Consider the following 18733-nt stretch of genomic DNA (forward strand, 5'->3'; position numbering starts at 1 on the left):
CGGCTTTGCGGTGCGTGGTCAGTGCTTAGCCGATACCGTGACAGCCGTGTGATTGCTCCCGCCCGGGCTTGACCCTGTCAGCGTATGCCGTCCCTGATGTGCCAAGCCTGTTGCAGTTCGACAGGCTTTTTATTTTTCAGACATGCAAAACCACTTTGACCTGTTCCAGCTGCCGCAACGTTTCGCCATCGACCTGAAGGCGCTGGAGCAGGCTTTCCATCGCGTGCAGAGCCAGGCGCATCCGGACAAGTTCGCCCACGCCAGCGATGCCGAAAAGCGCGTGGCCATGCAGTGGGCCACCCGCGCCAACGAGGCCTACCAGACGCTGAAGAATCCCTTGAAGCGTGCCCGCTATCTGTGCGAGCTGCACGGCGTGGATCTGCAGACCGAATCCAATACTGCCATGGCGCCGGCCTTCCTGATGCAGCAGATGGAATGGCGCGAGACGCTCGATGACGCCAAGGCCGGCAAGGACATCGATGCCCTCGAAGAACTCAATACCGCACTGCTGGCAGAGAAGAAGGCCGAGATCGCCCGCATCGAAGCCTTGCTCGATGCCGGTGACTACGTCGCTGCCGGCAAGCTGGTGCGCCAGCTGATGTTCCTCGACAAGTTTGGTGCCGAGATCGGCGATGCCTTCGCCCTGATCGAAGGCTGACCGGAGATGCTCCATGCCTGATCTGTTCCTGTTCCTGCTGGCGGCGATGACGCTGACCCTGGCCCCCGGTCCGGACAATCTCTACGTACTCACGCGCGGCATCGCCCAAGGGCGCAAGGCGGGCTTGGTGGCTGCAGCCGGTTTCTGTTCCGGACTGATCTTTCATACGCTGCTGGCCGTGCTGGGCTTTGCTGCGCTCATCAAGGCGTATCCGCCGGCCTATCACGCCCTGCAATATGCGGGTGCGGCCTACCTGGCCTATCTTGGCGTGCGCACGCTGCGCTCGGCCTCGGCCGGCATTGCACTGTCCGCCGACGGGCAGGGCGCTGCCGCCGTGCCGCTGCGTCGCATCTACTGGCAAAGCGTGCTGGCCAACATGCTCAATCCCAAGGTGACACTGTTCTTCATCGCCTTCCTGCCGCAATTCGTACAGCGCGAAGCCGGGCATGAAGCCTTGCAGATGCTGGTCCTGGCGCTGGTCTTCATTGCGCAGGCCTTCGTCATCTTCAGCGCCATCGCCTTGTTTTCCGGCGCGGTCGGCGCCGTGTTCCGCCGTCGCGCTCGCGCTTCCGTCCATCTGAATCGCCTGGCAGGCTGTGCCTTCATCGGCCTGGGCATCCGGATGGCCTTACCCGAATAACAGCGAGTCACATCGCTACAACGCTCCACGACGAGTCCACATCCTATGGCTTTACTGCAGATTTCCGAACCGGGCATGTCCACCGCGCCACACCAGCGTCGTCTGGCCGTCGGCATCGACCTGGGTACCACCAATTCGCTGGTGGCGACCGTGCGCAACAGCATTCCCGAAGTCCTGGCCGATGACGATGGCCGCGTGTTGCTGCCCTCGATCGTGCGCTACCTGCCCAATGGCCATGCCCACATCGGCTACAAGGCCCAGGCTGCGCAAACCATCGATCCGCGCAATACCATCGTGTCGGTCAAGCGTTTCATGGGCCGTGGCCTGAAGGACATCGCCCACGCCGAGAACATGCCCTACGACTTCCAGGACCAGCCCGGCATGGTGCAGATCAAGACCGTGGCCGGCGTGAAGAGCCCGGTGGAAGTCTCGGCCCAGATACTGGCCACGCTGCGCCAGACCGCCGAGGATGCCCTGGGCGACGATCTGGTGGGCGCCGTCATCACCGTGCCCGCCTACTTCGACGATGCCCAGCGCCAGGCCACCAAGGATGCGGCGCAACTGGCCGGTCTGAACGTGCTGCGTCTGCTCAACGAACCGACGGCCGCCGCCATTGCCTACGGTCTGGACAATGCCTCCGAAGGCATCTTCGCGGTCTATGACCTGGGCGGCGGCACCTTCGATATTTCCATCCTCAAGCTCACCCGCGGCGTGTTCGAAGTCCTGTCCACGGGCGGCGATTCGGCGCTCGGTGGTGACGATTTCGATCATCGCCTGTTCTGCTGGATCAGCCACGAAGCCCAGCTGCAGCCGCTGTCGGATGAAGACACGCGCCTCTTGATGGTCAAGGCGCGCGAAGTCAAGGAGCTGCTCTCCAGCAAGGAAGAAGTACAGATCGATGCGGTCCTGAAGTCCGGTGAGGAAGTGCACCTGTCCATCACCGCTGCGCAATTCAACGAGATCACCCAGCATCTGGTGGCCAAGACCATGGCCCCGGTACGCAAGGCACTGCGCGACGCCAGCCTGACCGTGGAAGACGTCGACGGCGTGGTCCTGGTCGGTGGTGCCACCCGCATGCCGCACATCCGCCGTGCGGTGGGCGAGTTCTTCAAGACCAATCCGCTGTCCAACATCGACCCCGACAAGGTGGTGGCACTGGGCGCGGCCGTGCAGGCCAACCTGCTGGCCGGCAACCGCGCACCGGGGGACGACTGGCTGCTGCTGGACGTGATCCCGCTGTCGCTGGGCATCGAAACCATGGGCGGGCTGGCCGAGAAGGTCATCCCGCGCAACTCCACCATCCCCTGCGCACGTGCCCAGGAATTCACCACCTTCAAGGATGGCCAGACTGCCATGGCGATCCACGTGGTGCAGGGCGAGCGCGAGCTGGTGGCCGATTGCCGCTCGCTGGCGCGCTTCGAACTGCGCGGCATTCCGCCCATGGCGGCCGGTGCGGCGCGTATCCGCGTGACTTACCAGGTCGATGCCGATGGCTTGCTGGCCGTGTCGGCGCGCGAGATGACCTCGGGCGTGGAAGCTTCCATCACCGTGAAGCCCTCGTACGGCCTGGGCGATGACGAGATCGCCCGCATGCTGCAGGAGTCCTTCAGCTCGGCAGATGAAGACATGCAGCGCCGCGCCCTGCGTGAAGAGCAGGTCGAAGCCGAACGCATCGTCCTGGCTACCCGTTCGGCGCTGCAGGCCGATGCCGCGTTGCTGTCGGAAGAGGAGCGTGTGGCCATCGAAGCACAGATCGAGGCCGTGAGCGCCGCCGCGCAAGGCAGCGATCATCTCGCCATCAAGGCGGCGGTCGATGCGCTGGCACACGGTACTGAAGAATTCGCCGCACGGCGCATGGACCGCAGCGTCCACGCCGCCTTGACCGGCAAGAAACTGGATGAAGTCGCGTAAGCGATTTCTTCCCCCGCACACTGTAGACACGATAGTCCACGATAGACAAGACACGAGAGCCACCATGCCCCAGATCGTCATCCTCCCCCATCCGGTCCTTTGCCCCGAAGGCTCGGTGATCGACGCCCCCGCCGGCAAGACCCTGTGCGATGCGCTGCTGGACAGCGACATTGACATCGAACACGCCTGCGAAAAATCCTGCGCCTGTACCACCTGCCACGTCGTCATCCGCGAAGGCTTCGAGACCCTCGGAGAACCGACCGACAAGGAAGAAGATCTGCTGGACATGGCCTGGGGCCTGGAAGCCACGTCCCGCCTGTCCTGCCAGGTAGTGCTGGGCGAAGAGGATCTGACCGTCGAAATTCCCAAGTACACCATCAACCACGCTTCCGAAAACCACTGAGCGCGGTTTCATCGCCGTGCAAGGGAGACTGACATGAAATGGACTGATACCCAGCAGATTGCTGAGGAACTTTACGACAAGTTTCCCGATGTCGATCCCAAGACCATCCGCTTTACCGACCTGCATCGCTGGGTGATGGAGCTGGAGGGGTTCGAGGATGATCCCAATCGGTCTGGAGAGCGCATTCTGGAGGCGATTCAGGCGGCGTGGATTGCTGAGTCGGAGTGAGCTTCGCCTGCTGATACTCCAATGAAAAAACCGTATCCATCGATGCGGTTTTTTTTTACGTCTGGAATTCGCTGCGCTGTCTTAGACAAAGAGCGCAGGCACACCTTTGGAACCCGCAGCATATTGGGGAAAAATTTTCTCCAATGCCTGATCCGAAATGCGCATATGCCGCTCCGACAGTGAGCACAAGACCGCGCGGAAGTCCGTCGTGACCGCCAGATCGCGCCCTTCGTTCAAGGCTGTCTGCGTCAGCCCCGGCCATTGACCGTAGATCTTGCCGCCGCGCAGATTGCCCCCCATCAGCCACATCGCATTGCCGTGACCATGATCGGTACCGCCATTGCCATTCTCCCGGAAGGTGCGACCGAATTCGGACATCACCACGATCACCGTGTCATTGAAGGCCGGCCCCAGTTCGCGCGCCAGCGCGGCCAGGCCGGTGGCCAGCGGCGAGAGTCGTCCGGCCAGTTGCCCTGTGCCATTGCCCTGACCGATGTGCGTATCCCAGCCACCTACGGCGAGGAAGGCCAGGCGGATACGCGGGTCATGCCGCATCAGCCGCCCCAGACGTGCCGTATCCATGGACAGTCCATTGGGTAGCGGCGCGCCATTGTTGGCCATCTGCTGCTCCTGGCTGTTGATCTCGGCCATGAGCTGCTTGCGCGCGGCCATGCCATCGCGATAAGCCTTGTCCAGCGCATCATTGCCACCATACAGCGGATCGAAGACCCGGCTCCAGCGCGGCTGGTCGATCATGCTCGGACGCGTGGCCTCGCGTCCGGTCTGCAGATTGGCTGCGACGTGATGGCCGCTGAGGATGCGTGGCGTGGCGCTGCCGACGTTGATGGCCTGCAGCGGCGACTGCGCCGGTGGCAGGTAATCCATCATCCGGTTGAGCCAGCCGTCGCGCGTAGTGTGCTGGCCGGGGGTGCCGGTTTCCATATAATCCTGGGCCTCGAAGTGCGAACGCGAGCCATCCGGCGAACCCGAAGCATGCACGAAGGCCAGCTGGCCGCTTTCCCAATACGCCATCAAGGGCTGCAGGGCCGGATGCAGGCCGAAGTAGCCGGTCAGGTCCAGCGCACCATTGGCCTGGCCGGGACGGGCCACTGCAATGCTCGGACGCGCCTGGTAATACAGCGGATCACCATGCGGCACCACGACGTTGAGCCCATCGACCGCCCCGCGCAGGAACACCACCACCATGCGCGGCGCACCGTCACCCTGCGCATGCGGGCGCGGGGCAGGGGAACCATAGGCCACCCTGCCGGAGCCGTGACTGCTTCGGCTGATGCTCTGGTCGCCGGTGGGGACGACGGCGCAGCCGGACAGGCCGACCGGTACCAGGATGGCGCCGCTGCCGGCAGCACCCAGGTAACGAAGAAAATGGCGGCGATTCATACGGGCCTCAAGCGCTTAGCGTTTCATGAAATCGGGACTGCCCAGGATCAGGGCGGCGCGCTGATTCTCGGGCGCGGCCTCGATCTGGGCGGTGGTGGCGGGCGTGATGGCCGGGCCCAGCACCCGCAGCAAGGATTGCGGGTCCAGTGGCGCAGCCTCGGCATTGGCGGGCGCGGGCGCACCTTCGACGCGGGCAATCGGTGACTTGCCGCTGGCCAGATGGCCGGCAAAATTGATCCGCCGCAGCAGTGCCCCCGGGTTGAGCCAGGCCGCCTGCGAATACTTGTAGCCTTCCGGCGTGAGCCAGCCATAGAGCGGCATGCCGGATTGTCCCAACTCGCCGTTGACCGGCTTGACGTTGCGTACCGGGATGGCGCCCGCACGCAGGGCCGAGACCACGAACTGATACGGTGTCTTGAACTGCGTCTGGTAGTTGCTGCGCGCCCAGAATTGCGGACTGTCGAACAGAGCCTGCAACACGGCCCGGATATCGCCATGGGTGGACAGGAATGTTTGCGAGAGCTTGTTCACCAGCGCCGGATCGGGCTGGTCGGCGACGAAGTATTGCACCAGTTGCGTCGAGATGAAGCGCGCCGTCGACGGATGACTGGCCAGCATATCCAGCGCCGCTTCGCCCTCCTGATAGCCGCTGGCCAGCAGGGGTTTGCCGAGGAAGGTCTTGGGGCCGGGGTCATGCCGTTGCGCCGCAAAGCGGAAGGGCGAGGCGCCGGCCTTCATGGCCCCCACGTCGATGGTCCAGCCCGAGAGGATGCGCGCCAGGGTGATCACATCGGCCTGCACATAGCCGCCATCCACGCCCAGGGTATGCAGCTCCATCAGTTCACGTGCGTAGTTCTCGTTGAGTCCCTTGAAACGCCCGCGCGCACCGGGCGTGCCGACCCCGCTGGAGAGCCAGTTGTCGAGGTAGTAGAGCATGGCCGGATGATGCGCCACCGCGCCCAGCAGGTCGCGGAACTTGCCCAGGGCATAGGGGCGGATGGCGTTCTTTTCATAGTCGCCGACCCAGTAACGTACCCACTCCTTGCCTTCGAAGACGTTGAAGTGATTGACCCAGAATTCGGTCATCACTTCTTCCAGCTGGCGCGGACTCTCGGTGGCTTGCAGCAGCCGCGCCATGTGCCACTGCGGGGTCAGCTCGCGTGCTGCCCGTTGACGCGCCGCCTGTCGCTCCTCCTTGCTGGCGCTGCGGTCGAAGGAGGGCGGACCATAATCGTCAAACAACTGCGTCGCCGTCATCTGCAGGGCCGGCAAGGCGGCCAGACGCGCCTGCAGATCTTCGGGCAAGGGGATGCGCTCGGGATGCAGCTGCAGGTCGATGTAGCGCTTGACGCCCATGCGTTCCACCTGCTCCAGATCGCCCGGACGCGGACCATAGCCCAGGCGGTTGAGCACGTGCAGGGCGCGCTCCGGTTGCGAGAGCGGGAGCGTACCCGCGACCGGCGCGGCAGCCCGGGCCTGCCCCAGGGTGCAGGCCGCCAGCGCCAGCACCAGCCAGGTCGCACGGTAAAGAGGGAAACGCTGGAAGGGCGCTGGCATCGACGAGCCTCGGGAGATCGGAAAAAGTGGAGACGAACTGCGGTCCAGTATGGTCAAGGGCCTGCAGGCGGGCTGTAATAAAGTGTAATGCGTGGCTTGGCGCCTGCCGTGAAGTGCAGCGATGGCCATCGTACGCCACGGTAGCGCAGCCAACATTCCTCTTCATACACGGTGTTACAAAGCTGACGCCTTCGTCAGCTTCCCGCAAGCGCGGTAAAGTATAAAAAACCTGCGATTTCTCACTGTTTTTCAGACGATTCTTATGCGCCGACGGGCGCCGCTCCACCACAATAACGGCTTTGTCGGCGGGTCGGTTTCCAGGGGGAGCTGACGCTGCAGCGCAGCAGCTTCACATGATCAGAATTCGAGGGGGAGAGGGCATGACATGGACCTTGGCATCGGGGATGCGCATTGCGCTGCTGGACGACCACGCCGTGGTTCGTTACGGCCTGGCCAAGCGCCTGGCCGAGGAGCCCGACTTCACGGTGGTCGGCGCCTTCGCCTCCAGCCGGGAGCTGATGGCGGCCTTGCGGGCCTCACCGGCTGATTTGCTGCTCATCGATTATTCGCTGGGCAGCAATGACATCGACGGTCTGAACCTGATTCGCGCCTTGCGTGTGCGTTTCCCCCGCGCCAAGATCCTGGTGACCTCGGCCCACAGCAGCCCGGCGACGGTAGCCATGGCGATGAAGGCCGGCGCGCGCGGCTTCGTGAGCAAATCGCAGGAACTGGCCGAGCTGATCCTGGCCATTCGTACCATCAGTCGTGGACGTGAATATCTGAACAGCGCCATGACACGCGAGCTGGCCATCATGCAGGCCGCCGAGGCGGCCACCCGCAGCCAGCCCGAGGTGCGCCCGCCGCGACGGCGTACGCGCAGCACCGAAACCTCGCCAGACACCCTGTCGGACATGCCCAGCCTGTCGCCGCGCGAACGTGAAGTCCTGCGCTGCTGCCTGGATGGCATGTCGGTGACCGAAATCGCCGAAAAATTCGCACGCAGCGTCAAGACCATCAGCGGACAGAAGCAGTCGGCCTTCCGCAAGCTGGGCGTGCGCAGTGACAACGAATTGTTCAAGATCGAATATCAGATCAAGGAGCTGTAAATGCCGCATCAGAGGGAAAGCGCAGTGACCAGGCAGAATGAACCGGGCGTACTGCTGGTTGATGATTCGGTCACCATCCGCTACGCCATGCAGAATCGCCTGCAGCGGCTGGGCTGCCAGGTCGATTGCGTGGCCGATGGCAGCAGTGCCCTGGCGGCCATCCGGGCGCGGCCTTATGGACTGGTCCTGCTGGACTGCTTCCTGCCCGACATCCCCGGACAGGAAGTGGCGCGCCAGGTCCGGCGTCTGGAACAGGAGCAGCGCCAGCGTCCCTATACGCCCCTGATCGGCATTTCCGCCGAGGCCGATGCCCAGCACGTGCAGCGCTGTCTGGACAGCGGCATGGACGGCATGCTGGCCAAGCCCCTGCAGACCCAGGCCATTCGTCGGCTGCTGGCGCTCTGGTGCGATCACGACACCGAAGACGAAGGCGAGGTTGCCACGCCCGAGCAGGAATACGGCCAGGACCTGGACCGGCTGTTCCTGCAGACCACCCGGCATGATCTGGCCGCGCTGGAGCAGGCCAGCCTGCAGGGGGATCGGGCGCGCATGGCGCAGCTTGCGCACCGCATGAAGGGCGCGGCCCTGACCATGGGGCGGCTGGAGCTGGTGGCCTTGCTGGACTGCGTGGAAGAAGCGCTGCGCGCCGACGCCGACGGCCAGCAAGCCATCAGCCTGCTGTTGCAGTCGCTGGGCAGCGCCCTGCAGGCGCGCAGCCTGCAGACCTGAAGGGCCTGCGCAGGTGGCGCAGTCTCAGGCCCCGACCCAGGGCAGGCCGGCGTGGCACCAGCCTTCGATGGTCTTGCGATGGCCGTTGGCGTCCTTGTTGCCTTCGAAACCCTCGAGAATGTCGTAGCAACGCGTGTAACCCGTTTCCGTGGCCAGCTTGGCCGCATGCCTGGAACGCACGCCCGAGCGGCACAGGAACAGCAATACCTCGTCCGGCCGGGCGACTTCCTGCAGTTGCTCCAGGAATTGCGGATTGGGCTTGCCTTCGGGGTAGAGATTCCACTGCACCGCCAGGTGCTGCGCCGGCGGGATCTGGACCACGCCCACCCAGTCGCGCTCGGCGCGGGTGCGTACGTCGACCAGCTTGATGGCGGGATCGGATTGCAGCAGGGCCAGGGCTTCCTGCGGTGTCACGGCACCGGCGTAGGGCAGATGGCCGTCGGCGGCACGGTGGGCGGCAGTACTGAGAATGGATGCGTTGCTCATGGGAAAAGTCTCTGAAGAAGAAGGAACAGCGGACAAATGATTTTAAACAATATAAACAGTTAGGCAATTTTCCCAGGCCGGTGCATGCTTTCTCATCGGCAAGCAGTCTGCCCCAACACGGCGCACGCACATCGTTGGTGCAATTTGCTGCTTTCGTCAAATGATTGCATTTTTATGGTGCATTTTGATCGATATGCACTAAAAGAATGCAGTCTATCCGTAGTGCTGCACCGCGCTTGCTGCCCGGATGGCCGCGCCCTCCCTAAAATATTCCATTATTGGCGCACCCGAAAGGTTGGTGGCATGGAATCTGCTATCATCCGCGACTGAGTTCGGCGCAAGACCGTTGTATCAAATGCAAAGATCCAGTCGCAAAAAAACGGCTCAACACCCCAATTTATACTACTTCCTCGTTTTAGGAGATTCGCATGGCAAGGACGGCCGCAGAGGTTTTGAAGATGGTGAAGGACAACGAAGTCAAGTTTGTCGACTTCCGTTTCGCTGACACCCGTGGCAAGGAGCAGCACGTTTCCGTGCCTGTTTCGCATTTCGACATCGACAAGTTCGAATCCGGTCACGCCTTCGACGGTTCGTCGATTGCCGGCTGGAAGGGTATCGAAGCCTCCGACATGCTGCTGATCCCGGACCCGAACACCGCCAACATCGACCCGTTCATGGAAGAGACCACCCTCTTCATGCAGTGTGACGTGATCGAGCCGTCCGACGGCAAGGGTTACGACCGCGATCCGCGCTCCATCGCCAAGCGCGCTGAAGCCTACCTGAAGTCCTCCGGCCTGGGCGACACCGCCTACTTCGGCCCGGAACCCGAATTCTTCATCTTCGACGGCGTCCGTTGGGGTGCCGACATGTCCGGTTCCTTCGTCAAGATCGACTCCGAAGAAGCTTCCTGGAGCACCGGCGCCAAGATCGAAGGCGGCAACTCCGGCCACCGTCCGACCGTCAAGGGCGGCTACTTCCCGGTTCCCCCGGTCGACAGCTTCCAGGACATGCGTTCGGAAATGTCCCTGATCCTGGAATCCCTGGGCATCCCCGTCGAAGTGCACCACCACGAAGTGGCTGGCGCTGGCCAGAACGAACTGGGCACCAAGTTCTCGACCCTGGTCGAGCGCGCTGACTGGACCCAGACCCTGAAGTACGTGATCTGGAACGTCGCCCACACCTACGGCAAGACCGCGACCTTCATGCCCAAGCCCCTGGTTGGCGACAACGGCTCCGGCATGCACGTGCACCAGTCCGTCTGGAAGGATGGCAAGAACCTGTTCGCTGGTGACGGCTATGCCGGCCTGTCCGAGTTCGCGCTGTACTACATCGGCGGCATCATCAAGCACGCCAAGGCCTTGAACGCCATCACCAACCCTGGCACCAACTCGTACAAGCGTCTGGTCCCCGGCTTTGAAGCACCGGTCAAGCTGGCCTACTCGGCCCGCAACCGTTCCGCTTCGATCCGTATCCCGCACGTGGCCAACCCGAAGGGCCGCCGCATCGAGACCCGTTTCCCGGATCCCCTGGCCAACCCGTACCTGTGCTTCTCGGCCCTGCTGATGGCCGGTCTGGATGGCGTGCAGAACAAGATCCATCCGGGCGAAGCGGCTACCAAGGACCTGTACCACCTGCCGCCGGAAGAAGACAAGCTGATCCCGACCGTCTGCGCCTCGCTGGACGAAGCTCTGGAACACCTGGACAAGGACCGCGAGTTCCTGACCCGTGGCGGCGTCTTCACCGACAGCATGATCGATGCCTACATCGAGCTGAAGATGCAGGAAGTCCAACGCTTCCGCATGACCACGCACCCGATCGAATTCGACATGTACTACTCGCTGTAATCGAATCCGCATCCGGAGAAAAAGGGGAAGCTTGCTTCCCCTTTTTTTATGCCCGGCATGCCCTCCATGCCGGGTAGTGCGCCCGGAAATTGCTAGTCAGGACGGATCAAGGACTGCGCCAGAGCGCGCCAGAAGACATGACCCCAGGCACCACGAATGCTCCCATGAAGACACCGCTTCCTTTCCTCGATGGCCTTGACCTGCTGGCCTCGGCCGTGATCATCCTCGATGCCAACGGCGGCATCGTCTACGCCAATGCCGCCGCCGAGAACCTGCTGGAGAGCTCCTTCAAGGTGCTCTCTCAACAGAAGCTGTCGGAGCTCTTCCTCAATGGCAAGGAGCTCACCGCGCTGTTCTACCAGGCCATCGAACACCAGTTCGCCGACAAGCGCCTGGACCTGGTGCTGGAACGCGCCAACCGCGAGCCGCTGCAGGTCCACACCATCGTCACGCCGCTGGACAGCAGCGACTGGCCGGTGCTGCTGGAGCTGCGCGAGAACGTCCAGCAACTCAAGCTGGACCGTGAAGAGCGCATGTTCGACCAGAGCCAGGCCAACAAGGAACTCATCCGCAACCTGGCCCACGAGATCAAGAATCCGCTGGGCGGCATCCGTGGCGCGGCGCAACTGCTGGAACTGGAGCTGCCCGAGCGACACTTGAAGGAATTGCGCGAATACACCCAGGTCATCATCAAGGAAGCCGACCGCCTGCAGACCCTGGTGGATCGCCTGCTGGCCCCGCACCGCCATCCGCACATCGTCGGCGACGTCAACATCCACGAAGTCTGCGAGCGCGTGCGCAGCCTGGTGATGGCCGAGTTCCCGCAGGGGCTCACCATCAAGCGCGACTATGACCTCTCCATTCCCGAGTTCCGGGGAGACAAGGAGCAGCTGATCCAGGCCGTGCTCAACATCGTCCACAACGCCGCACAAGCGCTGGCCGACCGTATCCGTGCCGGTGATGGCGAGCTGATCCTGCGCACCCGTGTCTCGCGTCAGGTGACGCTATCCAAGGTCCGATACCGGCTGGCACTAGACTTGCATATCATCGATAACGGTCCGGGCATTCCCCCCGACATCCAGGAAAGAATCTTCTATCCCCTGGTGTCGGGTCGGGAGGGTGGCAGCGGACTGGGGCTGACCCTGGCGCAGACCTTCGTGCATCAGCACATGGGTGTCATCGAATGCGACAGCCGGCCCGGTTGTACCGATTTCAGAATACTTATACCGCTGCCGTGAGCATGGCCGCAGGCGGCGCGCCAAAGCCGAGTGGACGCAGGGCTTCCCGTCCACCAAGGGGGCTGCGGACAGGGTGCCAGAAGCGCCGTGGATCGCGGGAGCATTAACAGCATGACCAACGCAGGAAGATGTGATTTATGAAGCCAATCTGGATTGTTGACGACGACGAATCGATACGCTGGGTGCTCGAAAAAGCACTGGCCCGAGAAAATCTCGCCACGCAGAGTTTTTCCAGCGCCCGTGATGCCATGGCGGCGCTGCAGAACGGCACGCCGCAGGTGCTGGTCTCGGACATCCGCATGCCCGGCGCCTCCGGCCTGGAGCTGCTGCAGACCATCAAGGCCAAGCACCCCGGCATCCCGGTCATCATCATCACCGCTTTCTCGGACCTGGATTCGGCGGTTTCGGCCTTCCAGGGCGGTGCCTTTGAATACCTGGCCAAGCCCTTCGACGTCGACAAGGCGGTCGAGCTGATCCGTCGCGCGCTCGACGAAAGCCTGCGCGAGACCGATATCGAGCAGGGCGCCGCCCAGACTCCCGAGATTCTCGGCCAGGCGCCCGCGATGCAGGACGTGTTCCGTGCCATCGGTCGCCTGTCGCAATCCAACGTGACGGTGTTGATCACCGGCGAATCCGGTTCCGGCAAGGAGCTGGTGGCACGTGCCCTGCACAAGCACAGCCCGCGCGCCAGCCAGCCTTTCGTGGCGCTCAACACCGCAGCCATTCCCAAGGATTTGCTGGAATCCGAACTGTTCGGCCATGAACGCGGCGCCTTCACCGGCGCGCAAGCCATGCGCCGTGGCCGTTTCGAACAGGCCGAGGGGGGTACGCTGTTCCTCGATGAAATCGGCGACATGCCGCTGGACCTGCAGACGCGCCTCTTGCGCGTGCTCTCGGATGGTCACTTCTATCGCGTCGGCGGCCATCAGTCGCTCAAGGCCAATGTACGCGTCATTGCGGCCACCCACCAGAATCTGGAGCAGCGTGTACGTGAAGGTTTGTTCCGCGAGGACTTGTACCATCGCCTGAACGTGATCCGTCTGCGCCTGCCCAGCCTGCGCGAACGCAGCGAGGACATTCCCATCCTGGCCCGCTACTTCCTGGCGCAGAGTGCGCGCCAGCTGGGCGTGGAAGCCAAGCGCCTGTCTCCGCAGGCCATGCAGTTCCTGTCGCAGCTGGAGTTCCCCGGCAACGTGCGCCAGCTGGAAAACCTGTGCAACTGGATCACCGTGATGGCCCCGGGCCAGACCGTGGAGATCAAGGACCTGCCGCAAGATCTGGTGGAAGAGCGCGTGCATGCGCCGCAACCGGCGCAGATCGTCTCCGCTCCGGCCTCGGCGGCTGCCGTGGCCGCACCGGTGGTGTATGCCGACCCGGCTGCTGCGGCGGCACCAGTGGATGCGGTGGCTGGCAACTGGATCTCGCTGCTGGAAGTGGAAGCGGCCCAGATGCTGGCCTCCGAACAGCCCGAGGTGATGGATATCCTCGGTCGCCAGTTCGAAGCGGCGCTCATCAAGATCGCGTTGAAGCATACCCACGGTCGCAAGAATGACGCAGCCGTCCGCCTGGGCATCGGTCGCAACACCATCACCCGCAAGATCCAGGAACTGGGTATCGGCGGCGCGGAAGACGACTGAAGCACAACTTAACCATCAAGCAGGGGAGGTCTGCCCGCGAGCCGCCGCGCGGGCAGGATCAGCAAGGGGAAGAGGCGGCGGCCATAAAAAAGGAAATGGCCTGGATCGCGAGATCCAGGCCATTTTTATGTGCATCGTTCATCCCTGGGTTGCCTGGCAGGTACGCGGTTCAGCAGCTTCACCGCTGCTTGCTGACGAGCCGGTAGTGGTTGCCGGCTCGGATAATCCGCACGAAGCCTTCTTCGCCGAGGTGCATACCCGCAATGAGTAGTTGGTCGGCACTGACGATATCGAGCAAGCGCATCCGAGTAGCAGCGGCAAGATGGGGATCGAGATCGAATGCGATGGAGACTTCAGGGCGACTGATCTGCAAGTGTGGGAAATGCACGATATCACCCCAGATCAGCAGCTCCTGATCATTCGACTGGACCCGAAACCCGCAATGTCCGGCGGTATGTCCGGGAAGCGCCTGGGCGCTGATGCCCGGGAGTACCTCTTCGCAAGCGAAGGTGCGGATGCGGTCCCGATACTGCTCGAACACCTGGCGCGCCAAGAGAAAGTTGCCGCGTGCCCGCTCGTTGGCGCGGTGCAGGTGGATATCGTTTTGCCAGAAGGAGAGTTCCTGTTCATGCAATACCAACTCGGCGTCGGGAAAACTGAGTTCTCCTGCGCTATTGAGCAACCCTCCGATATGATCAGGATGAGCATGGGTCAGGAGGACCGTATCGATGTCGGAAGGCCGTACACCGGCCCGCCTGAGATTGTCCTGCAACTTGCCCCCCCATTGCTTGAAGCCACCTGCACCCGTGTCGATCAACACGGTTCGGCTCTGGCTGCGGATCAGATAGCAATTGATATGGATGGCAGAGGGGGCGCTCACACCGGCTTCGTGCTGCAGCCGAGCGGCCTCCGCGGGATCGATGTTGGATAGTACGTCCAGTGGGGCGCTGAGAAAACCGTCGCTGATGGCGGTGACGGAAAAATCGCCGATTTGCTGACCGGGGAAATTCATTTTCGTGTTGTCATCTTCGGTGAAGGATCAATTGCGCGCACTGATGGCTTGCGCTGCGTAGGCAAAGCAGCGGATGCGCGGGATCAGTCCGGTATGGGCTTGTATGGCCGTGTCCAGTTGTTGCATGAAATCGTCCATGACAGCCGGCGTTCTGTTGGCCGCCATCCGATAGCGGATATCGGCCCATGCAGGATGACCTTTTCCATGAATGGCCGCGACATAGATGATATGCACGTTTTCCGGCAGGGCTTCCAGAATTCCGGTGCAGAGCCGTTCGCAGCTTGCGCTCAGTCTGTCCAGGCAGTCTGCGCAAGGCATCCGTTCCTGGCGGATGAAGATTGTCACGTTGGGCATCGCGTCAGCTCGCTGCTTGGTTTGCCGGTCCGCTACCGCTCCTCAGTTGCGCGGTCATGGGCGTATAGAGGTGGATTCCTTCAGGCAGAGCGGCGGGATCGATCTCCATGGAATCGGGCAGGACCGCCATCCATCGCTGTGGCGGAAATTTCTCCAATGCGACTGCATTGAGCAGCCAAGGCGATAGTCCCATCGCCAGTAGCGGATCGGGCCCCGTCGCGCTGAGCAGCAGATAGGCGCCGTAGAGCAGCGCAGGCGCAGGTGCCGGTGTTTCGTAGAGGTTGCGGTGCCAGTGCGTGATGTGTTGCTGCCAGCGTGCGAAATTGCCGCCCCCTTTGCGCCGATACTCCTCGGAGAGCAGGACGTCGAGATGGTCGATGGTATGCAGTGCAAGATAGACCGGGCAGTCTTTGCTCAAGGCCTTGAATCGTTGCGAAGTGCGAAAGCCGCTCAAGGAGATGAGGGCCGGGAGCTTTTCCAGGCTATAGAAATCGTTCCATTCTGCCTCGCTGACGGGATCGGCAAAGCTGCATTCGACGGTATAGATCATCATGATGACGGTCCGCCAGGCCTCTGGGCGGTGGCGTGTGTGGTTGAGGAGTTGTCATGATAGGTAGCATTTTCTCCCCAATAAATCGATATTTAGGTAAGCTTCAGTGACAAAAGCTAAGGCTGGAATCGCCACCACTTATCTCCCGGTCAGGAACCCCATGCGACGCAGGATTCCCAGCAACAGTTCACTCATGGCATTCGAGGCTGCGGCACGTCACGGCAGCTTCGCCCGGGCAGCCGAAGAACTGGCGCTGACCGAAGGTGCCATCAGCCGTCAGATCGGTCGTCTGGAAGGGTTTCTCGGGGTAACGCTGTTTGAGCGGATCGGCAATCGTGTGCGCTTGCTGCCACATGGCCAACGCTACGCCAGCCACGTCCGGGAAATACTTGAGCGTCTGGACCGCGATAGTCAGCATCTGATGTCCCAACCCGCCAATGGGTTCAGCCTGGATATCGCAGTGAGCCCCACGTTCGCCATGCGCTGGCTCATTCCCCGCCTACCGCGCTTGACGGCATTGCATCCCGACATCACGGTTCATCTTGCCCAACGCATGGAGCCGTTCCTGCTGGCCGACAGCGGCTTGGATGCGGCGATTCATTTCCTCCATCCGGCCTGGGCTGGAATGCACACCTATCGCTTGCTCGATGAGGTGCTGGTTCCGGTATGTCATCCAGCATTGTTGCGAGGCGCAAGCTATACGCCGGCACTGGACAGCTTGCCCAGATTGCATCGACGCCAGAATCACGACGCCTGGCAGCGCTACGCCGCGCAGACCGGGATAAGCCTGACGCATGCCGCTCAAGGCCCCCGCTATGACTTGCATGGGATGCTCATCGAGGCCGCATTGGCCGGCCTGGGCGTAGCGCTGGTGCCGCGTCTGTATGTGGAAGAGGAACTGGCGCAAGGCCGTCTGGTGGCGCCATGGCCGCAAGACGCAGGCATTTCCAAGACATTCTGTCTGGTGCTCCCTGAGCCGTTGCAACATGCCGACGAGCCCCTCAAGGCGTTCGCACAATGGCTCCTGGAAGAAGCCAAACGGCCGGCCGGGCTTGGCTAGAGGCTAGGGGCTGGATTGAACAGCACCCCAAAAGCTGGAAATACAGGCTTCGGGATGCTGTTCCAGGCCATTTTTATGGGATGGCCCGGGAAAAAAGAACAGTAATTACATAAATCATTTATATGATTTATAAAGTTGGTCTGGCGCTTTCAATGCGAAGCGGACGCTGCCAGCAGTCGTGTATGCGCCACCGTGCCCGAGGCGTTGCCCAGGCTGACGGGCTGTCTTCCCGGCAGGGTGTTGAGCCGCTCCTCTTCCAGCTGGAATACCGAGACCGCCGTGTTCAGCGCCTGTGCCTGCTGCATCATGGATTGCGCCGCTGCGGCGGCCTCTTCGACCAAGGCCGCATTTTGCTGCGTCACCTGGTCCATCTGCACGATGGCGGTGTTGACCTGGCCGATGCCGGCGCTCTGTTCTTCCGAAGCCGAGGCGATGTCCTGCATCAGTTCAGTGGTACGGGTGGCCGAACGCATGATCTCCGCGATGGTGCTGCCGGCTGCTTCGACCAGCTGGGTGCCGCGCTGGATGCGGCCCACCGAGCTTTCGATCAGGTCCTTGATTTCCTTGGCGGCCGATGAACTGCGCTGGGCCAGGGCGCGCACTTCGGCGGCCACGACGGCGAAACCGCGACCGTTTTCACCGGCCCGCGCTGCCTCCACGGCAGCGTTGAGCGCCAGGATATTGGTCTGGAAGGAGATCCCCTCGATGACGCTGATGATGTCCGACATCTGGTGTGAACTGACGCTCATCTCGCGCATCGTGCGGACCACGTCGGCGATTTCGGATTCGCCCCGCTGCGCCACCGCGGCACCGGCGCTGGCCATGCTGCTGGCCTGGCGCGCATTGTTGGCGTTCTGCTGTACGGTGCTGGTCAGTTCTTCCATGCTGGACGCGGTCTCCTCCAGTGAAGCGGCCTGCTCCTCGGTACGTTGCGACAGGTCGATATTGCCCTGGGCGATTTCCTGCGCGGCCACATGGATGGCACCGCTGGCCTGCTTGATCTGGCCGACCAGGCCCGCGAGCTGGTCACGCATGATCATCAGCGAGCGCATCAGGCTACCCTGGTCGTCGGCCTTCAGTTCCAGGCGTGCGGCCAGGTTGCCGTCGGCGATCTGGCCTGACAGCCACATGGCCTCGCCGGGCTCGCCACCGAGCTGGCGCGTCAGGCGGCGGCTGATCAGCAGCGCGATCAACAGCCCGACCAGTGCCGAGCACGCGGCCAGACCAATGATCAGCATGCGGCTGCTGGCATAGGCGTCGCGGGCATGTGCAGCAGCATCGGCCACGCCTTTTTCATTGACCTTGATGATGCGCAGGATCTGCGCTTCCATGGAGCTGCGCAGCGGGAAGAGCTGGTCCTTCATGATGTCGATGGCTTGCTCCTGCCGGCCTTGATCCAGCGCGGCCAGCATCTGCTGGCTCACGGCGAGATACTTGGGCAGCAGGTTCTGCAGTTCGGCATAGGCCGCCTGCTCCTCGGTCGAGCGCGCCAGCGCACGATAGCGCTCCACGGCGGCGGTGTAACGTCCCAGCGAGCTGGTCAGGCGGCTCTTGGCATCCTGCATGCGCTGTGCGTCGGTGGCCGTGAGAGCGCGATATTGCGCCAGATTGAAGGCGCGAATCTCGGCCTGCATGGTCTTGGCCGTGCTGACGCTGGGCATGAGATTGGACTGCACCTCTGCGAGCTGTGCATCGACGGTATTGAGTCCGTACAGGGCCGCCGCACCCAGCACGGCCATGAACAAAATCAACACGGAAAAACCCAGCATCAGCTGGGTCGCAACTTTGGTCTGTCTGAAATTCACGATGTGCCTCTGGGGGAACTGAGCAGCCGCAGGCAGCGGCAGACATGATGGATGATGGAGCGATCCCGGGGATGCTGTGGCAGGGGGAGGCGGCGGTGCCGCAGGATGGGCTCG

18 protein-coding genes are annotated in these 18733 nt (G+C 62.5%); 11 read left to right on the forward strand and 7 right to left on the reverse strand.

Annotation, left to right across the window (positions count from 1 at the left end; all coding sequences use genetic code 11):
• The first annotated feature begins 142 nt into the window (after positions 1–142).
• The 5 genes from hscB (at position 143) to iscX (ending at position 3840) form a co-directional block, all read left to right on the forward strand.
• Positions 143–658, forward strand: coding sequence for a Fe-S protein assembly co-chaperone HscB (gene hscB / locus HWE01_RS10005; RefSeq protein ID WP_175343651.1), 516 nt, complete (start codon positions 143–145; stop codon positions 656–658).
• Positions 659–671: 13 nt separating this feature from the next.
• Positions 672–1298: a LysE family translocator gene (locus HWE01_RS10010; RefSeq protein ID WP_008330356.1), complete on the forward strand. Its 627-nt coding sequence runs from the start codon at positions 672–674 to the stop codon at positions 1296–1298.
• A 45-nt stretch (positions 1299–1343) separates the two neighbouring features.
• Positions 1344–3209 (forward strand): Fe-S protein assembly chaperone HscA, encoded by a 1866-nt coding sequence (gene hscA / locus HWE01_RS10015; protein WP_008330355.1) that lies wholly within the window; start codon positions 1344–1346, stop codon positions 3207–3209.
• A gap of 64 nt (positions 3210–3273) precedes the next feature.
• The gene (fdx, locus tag HWE01_RS10020) at positions 3274–3612 is read left to right on the forward strand and encodes an ISC system 2Fe-2S type ferredoxin (protein WP_008330354.1); all 339 of its coding nucleotides are present in this window, start codon (positions 3274–3276) and stop codon (positions 3610–3612) included.
• A 33-nt stretch (positions 3613–3645) separates the two neighbouring features.
• Positions 3646–3840, forward strand: a complete 195-nt coding sequence (gene iscX, locus HWE01_RS10025) for a Fe-S cluster assembly protein IscX (RefSeq protein ID WP_008330349.1) — start codon at positions 3646–3648, stop codon at positions 3838–3840.
• An 81-nt stretch (positions 3841–3921) separates the two neighbouring features.
• Here the strand turns inward: iscX and HWE01_RS10030 are convergent, their stop codons facing one another.
• Together HWE01_RS10030 and HWE01_RS10035 are read right to left on the reverse strand one after the other, a co-directional pair.
• Positions 3922–5241, reverse strand: a complete 1320-nt coding sequence (locus HWE01_RS10030; RefSeq protein WP_008330347.1) for a DUF1501 domain-containing protein — start codon at positions 5239–5241, stop codon at positions 3922–3924.
• A 15-nt stretch (positions 5242–5256) separates the two neighbouring features.
• Positions 5257–6798, reverse strand: coding sequence for a DUF1800 domain-containing protein (locus HWE01_RS10035; RefSeq protein WP_241821722.1), 1542 nt, complete (start codon positions 6796–6798; stop codon positions 5257–5259).
• Positions 6799–7178: 380 nt separating this feature from the next.
• Here HWE01_RS10035 and HWE01_RS10040 point away from each other — a divergent pair, with 380 nt between their 5' ends.
• Positions 7179–7904 (forward strand): response regulator transcription factor, encoded by a 726-nt coding sequence (locus HWE01_RS10040; protein ID WP_034350482.1) that lies wholly within the window; start codon positions 7179–7181, stop codon positions 7902–7904.
• The gene (locus tag HWE01_RS10045) at positions 7905–8633 is read left to right on the forward strand and encodes a response regulator (RefSeq protein WP_008330338.1); all 729 of its coding nucleotides are present in this window, start codon (positions 7905–7907) and stop codon (positions 8631–8633) included.
• Positions 8634–8657: 24 nt separating this feature from the next.
• Here the strand turns inward: HWE01_RS10045 and HWE01_RS10050 are convergent, their stop codons facing one another.
• Positions 8658–9119: a rhodanese-like domain-containing protein gene (locus HWE01_RS10050; protein WP_008330337.1), complete on the reverse strand. Its 462-nt coding sequence runs from the start codon at positions 9117–9119 to the stop codon at positions 8658–8660.
• Positions 9120–9547: 428 nt separating this feature from the next.
• Between HWE01_RS10050 and glnA the strand changes: the two genes are divergently transcribed.
• The 3 genes from glnA (at position 9548) to ntrC (ending at position 13838) form a co-directional block, all read left to right on the forward strand.
• Entirely contained in the window at positions 9548–10963 is a 1416-nt protein-coding gene (glnA, locus tag HWE01_RS10055; RefSeq protein WP_034331334.1) for a type I glutamate--ammonia ligase, read from the forward strand.
• 164 nt (positions 10964–11127) lie between these two features.
• Complete coding sequence (gene glnL, locus HWE01_RS10060; RefSeq protein WP_241821723.1) at positions 11128–12201, forward strand: nitrogen regulation protein NR(II); 1074 nt, start codon at positions 11128–11130, stop codon at positions 12199–12201.
• Between the two features lie 137 nt (positions 12202–12338).
• Entirely contained in the window at positions 12339–13838 is a 1500-nt protein-coding gene (gene ntrC / locus HWE01_RS10065; RefSeq protein ID WP_008330333.1) for a nitrogen regulation protein NR(I), read from the forward strand.
• Between the two features lie 178 nt (positions 13839–14016).
• Here ntrC and HWE01_RS10070 read toward each other — a convergent pair whose 3' ends face one another.
• From HWE01_RS10070 to HWE01_RS10080, 3 genes are read right to left on the reverse strand one after another with little or no spacing between them, the layout of a single operon-like run.
• Positions 14017–14850 carry an MBL fold metallo-hydrolase gene (locus HWE01_RS10070; RefSeq protein ID WP_241821724.1) on the reverse strand — a complete coding sequence of 278 codons (834 nt, stop codon included), beginning with the start codon at positions 14848–14850 and terminating at the stop codon, positions 14017–14019.
• A 27-nt stretch (positions 14851–14877) separates the two neighbouring features.
• Positions 14878–15204: a hypothetical protein gene (locus tag HWE01_RS10075; protein ID WP_241821725.1), complete on the reverse strand. Its 327-nt coding sequence runs from the start codon at positions 15202–15204 to the stop codon at positions 14878–14880.
• A gap of 4 nt (positions 15205–15208) precedes the next feature.
• Entirely contained in the window at positions 15209–15754 is a 546-nt protein-coding gene (locus tag HWE01_RS10080) for a sugar ABC transporter (protein WP_241821739.1), read from the reverse strand.
• A gap of 160 nt (positions 15755–15914) precedes the next feature.
• On the opposite strand from HWE01_RS10080, the gene HWE01_RS10085 reads away from it, so the two are divergent.
• Positions 15915–16814 carry a LysR substrate-binding domain-containing protein gene (locus HWE01_RS10085; RefSeq protein WP_241821726.1) on the forward strand — a complete coding sequence of 300 codons (900 nt, stop codon included), beginning with the start codon at positions 15915–15917 and terminating at the stop codon, positions 16812–16814.
• A 149-nt stretch (positions 16815–16963) separates the two neighbouring features.
• Here HWE01_RS10085 and HWE01_RS10090 read toward each other — a convergent pair whose 3' ends face one another.
• Entirely contained in the window at positions 16964–18619 is a 1656-nt protein-coding gene (locus HWE01_RS10090) for a methyl-accepting chemotaxis protein (RefSeq protein ID WP_241821727.1), read from the reverse strand.
• Between the last annotated feature and the right edge of the window lie 114 nt (positions 18620–18733).

Source organism: Herbaspirillum sp. C7C8, from assembly GCF_022627875.1.
Classification (GTDB): domain Bacteria; phylum Pseudomonadota; class Gammaproteobacteria; order Burkholderiales; family Burkholderiaceae_D; genus Herbaspirillum.

Bases quoted from the DNA above. Each gene is read 5' to 3' on its own strand.
- HWE01_RS10030 (WP_008330347.1), bottom strand. From the start codon at position 5,241: ATGAATCGCCGCCATTTTCTTCGTTACCTGGGTGCTGCCGGCAGCGGC.
- HWE01_RS10080 (WP_241821739.1), bottom strand. From the start codon at position 15,754: ATGATCTATACCGTCGAATGCAGCTTTGCCGATCCCGTCAGCGAGGCA.
- HWE01_RS10035 (WP_241821722.1), bottom strand. From the start codon at position 6,798: ATGCCAGCGCCCTTCCAGCGTTTCCCTCTTTACCGTGCGACCTGGCTG.
- HWE01_RS10050 (WP_008330337.1), bottom strand. From the start codon at position 9,119: ATGAGCAACGCATCCATTCTCAGTACTGCCGCCCACCGTGCCGCCGAC.
- HWE01_RS10040 (WP_034350482.1), top strand. From the start codon at position 7,179: ATGACATGGACCTTGGCATCGGGGATGCGCATTGCGCTGCTGGACGAC.
- HWE01_RS10075 (WP_241821725.1), bottom strand. From the start codon at position 15,204: ATGCCCAACGTGACAATCTTCATCCGCCAGGAACGGATGCCTTGCGCA.
- glnA (WP_034331334.1), top strand. From the start codon at position 9,548: ATGGCAAGGACGGCCGCAGAGGTTTTGAAGATGGTGAAGGACAACGAA.
- hscB (WP_175343651.1), top strand. From the start codon at position 143: ATGCAAAACCACTTTGACCTGTTCCAGCTGCCGCAACGTTTCGCCATC.
- fdx (WP_008330354.1), top strand. From the start codon at position 3,274: ATGCCCCAGATCGTCATCCTCCCCCATCCGGTCCTTTGCCCCGAAGGC.
- iscX (WP_008330349.1), top strand. From the start codon at position 3,646: ATGAAATGGACTGATACCCAGCAGATTGCTGAGGAACTTTACGACAAG.
- hscA (WP_008330355.1), top strand. From the start codon at position 1,344: ATGGCTTTACTGCAGATTTCCGAACCGGGCATGTCCACCGCGCCACAC.
- glnL (WP_241821723.1), top strand. From the start codon at position 11,128: ATGAAGACACCGCTTCCTTTCCTCGATGGCCTTGACCTGCTGGCCTCG.
- HWE01_RS10085 (WP_241821726.1), top strand. From the start codon at position 15,915: ATGCGACGCAGGATTCCCAGCAACAGTTCACTCATGGCATTCGAGGCT.
- HWE01_RS10045 (WP_008330338.1), top strand. From the start codon at position 7,905: ATGCCGCATCAGAGGGAAAGCGCAGTGACCAGGCAGAATGAACCGGGC.
- ntrC (WP_008330333.1), top strand. From the start codon at position 12,339: ATGAAGCCAATCTGGATTGTTGACGACGACGAATCGATACGCTGGGTG.
- HWE01_RS10070 (WP_241821724.1), bottom strand. From the start codon at position 14,850: ATGAATTTCCCCGGTCAGCAAATCGGCGATTTTTCCGTCACCGCCATC.
- HWE01_RS10010 (WP_008330356.1), top strand. From the start codon at position 672: ATGCCTGATCTGTTCCTGTTCCTGCTGGCGGCGATGACGCTGACCCTG.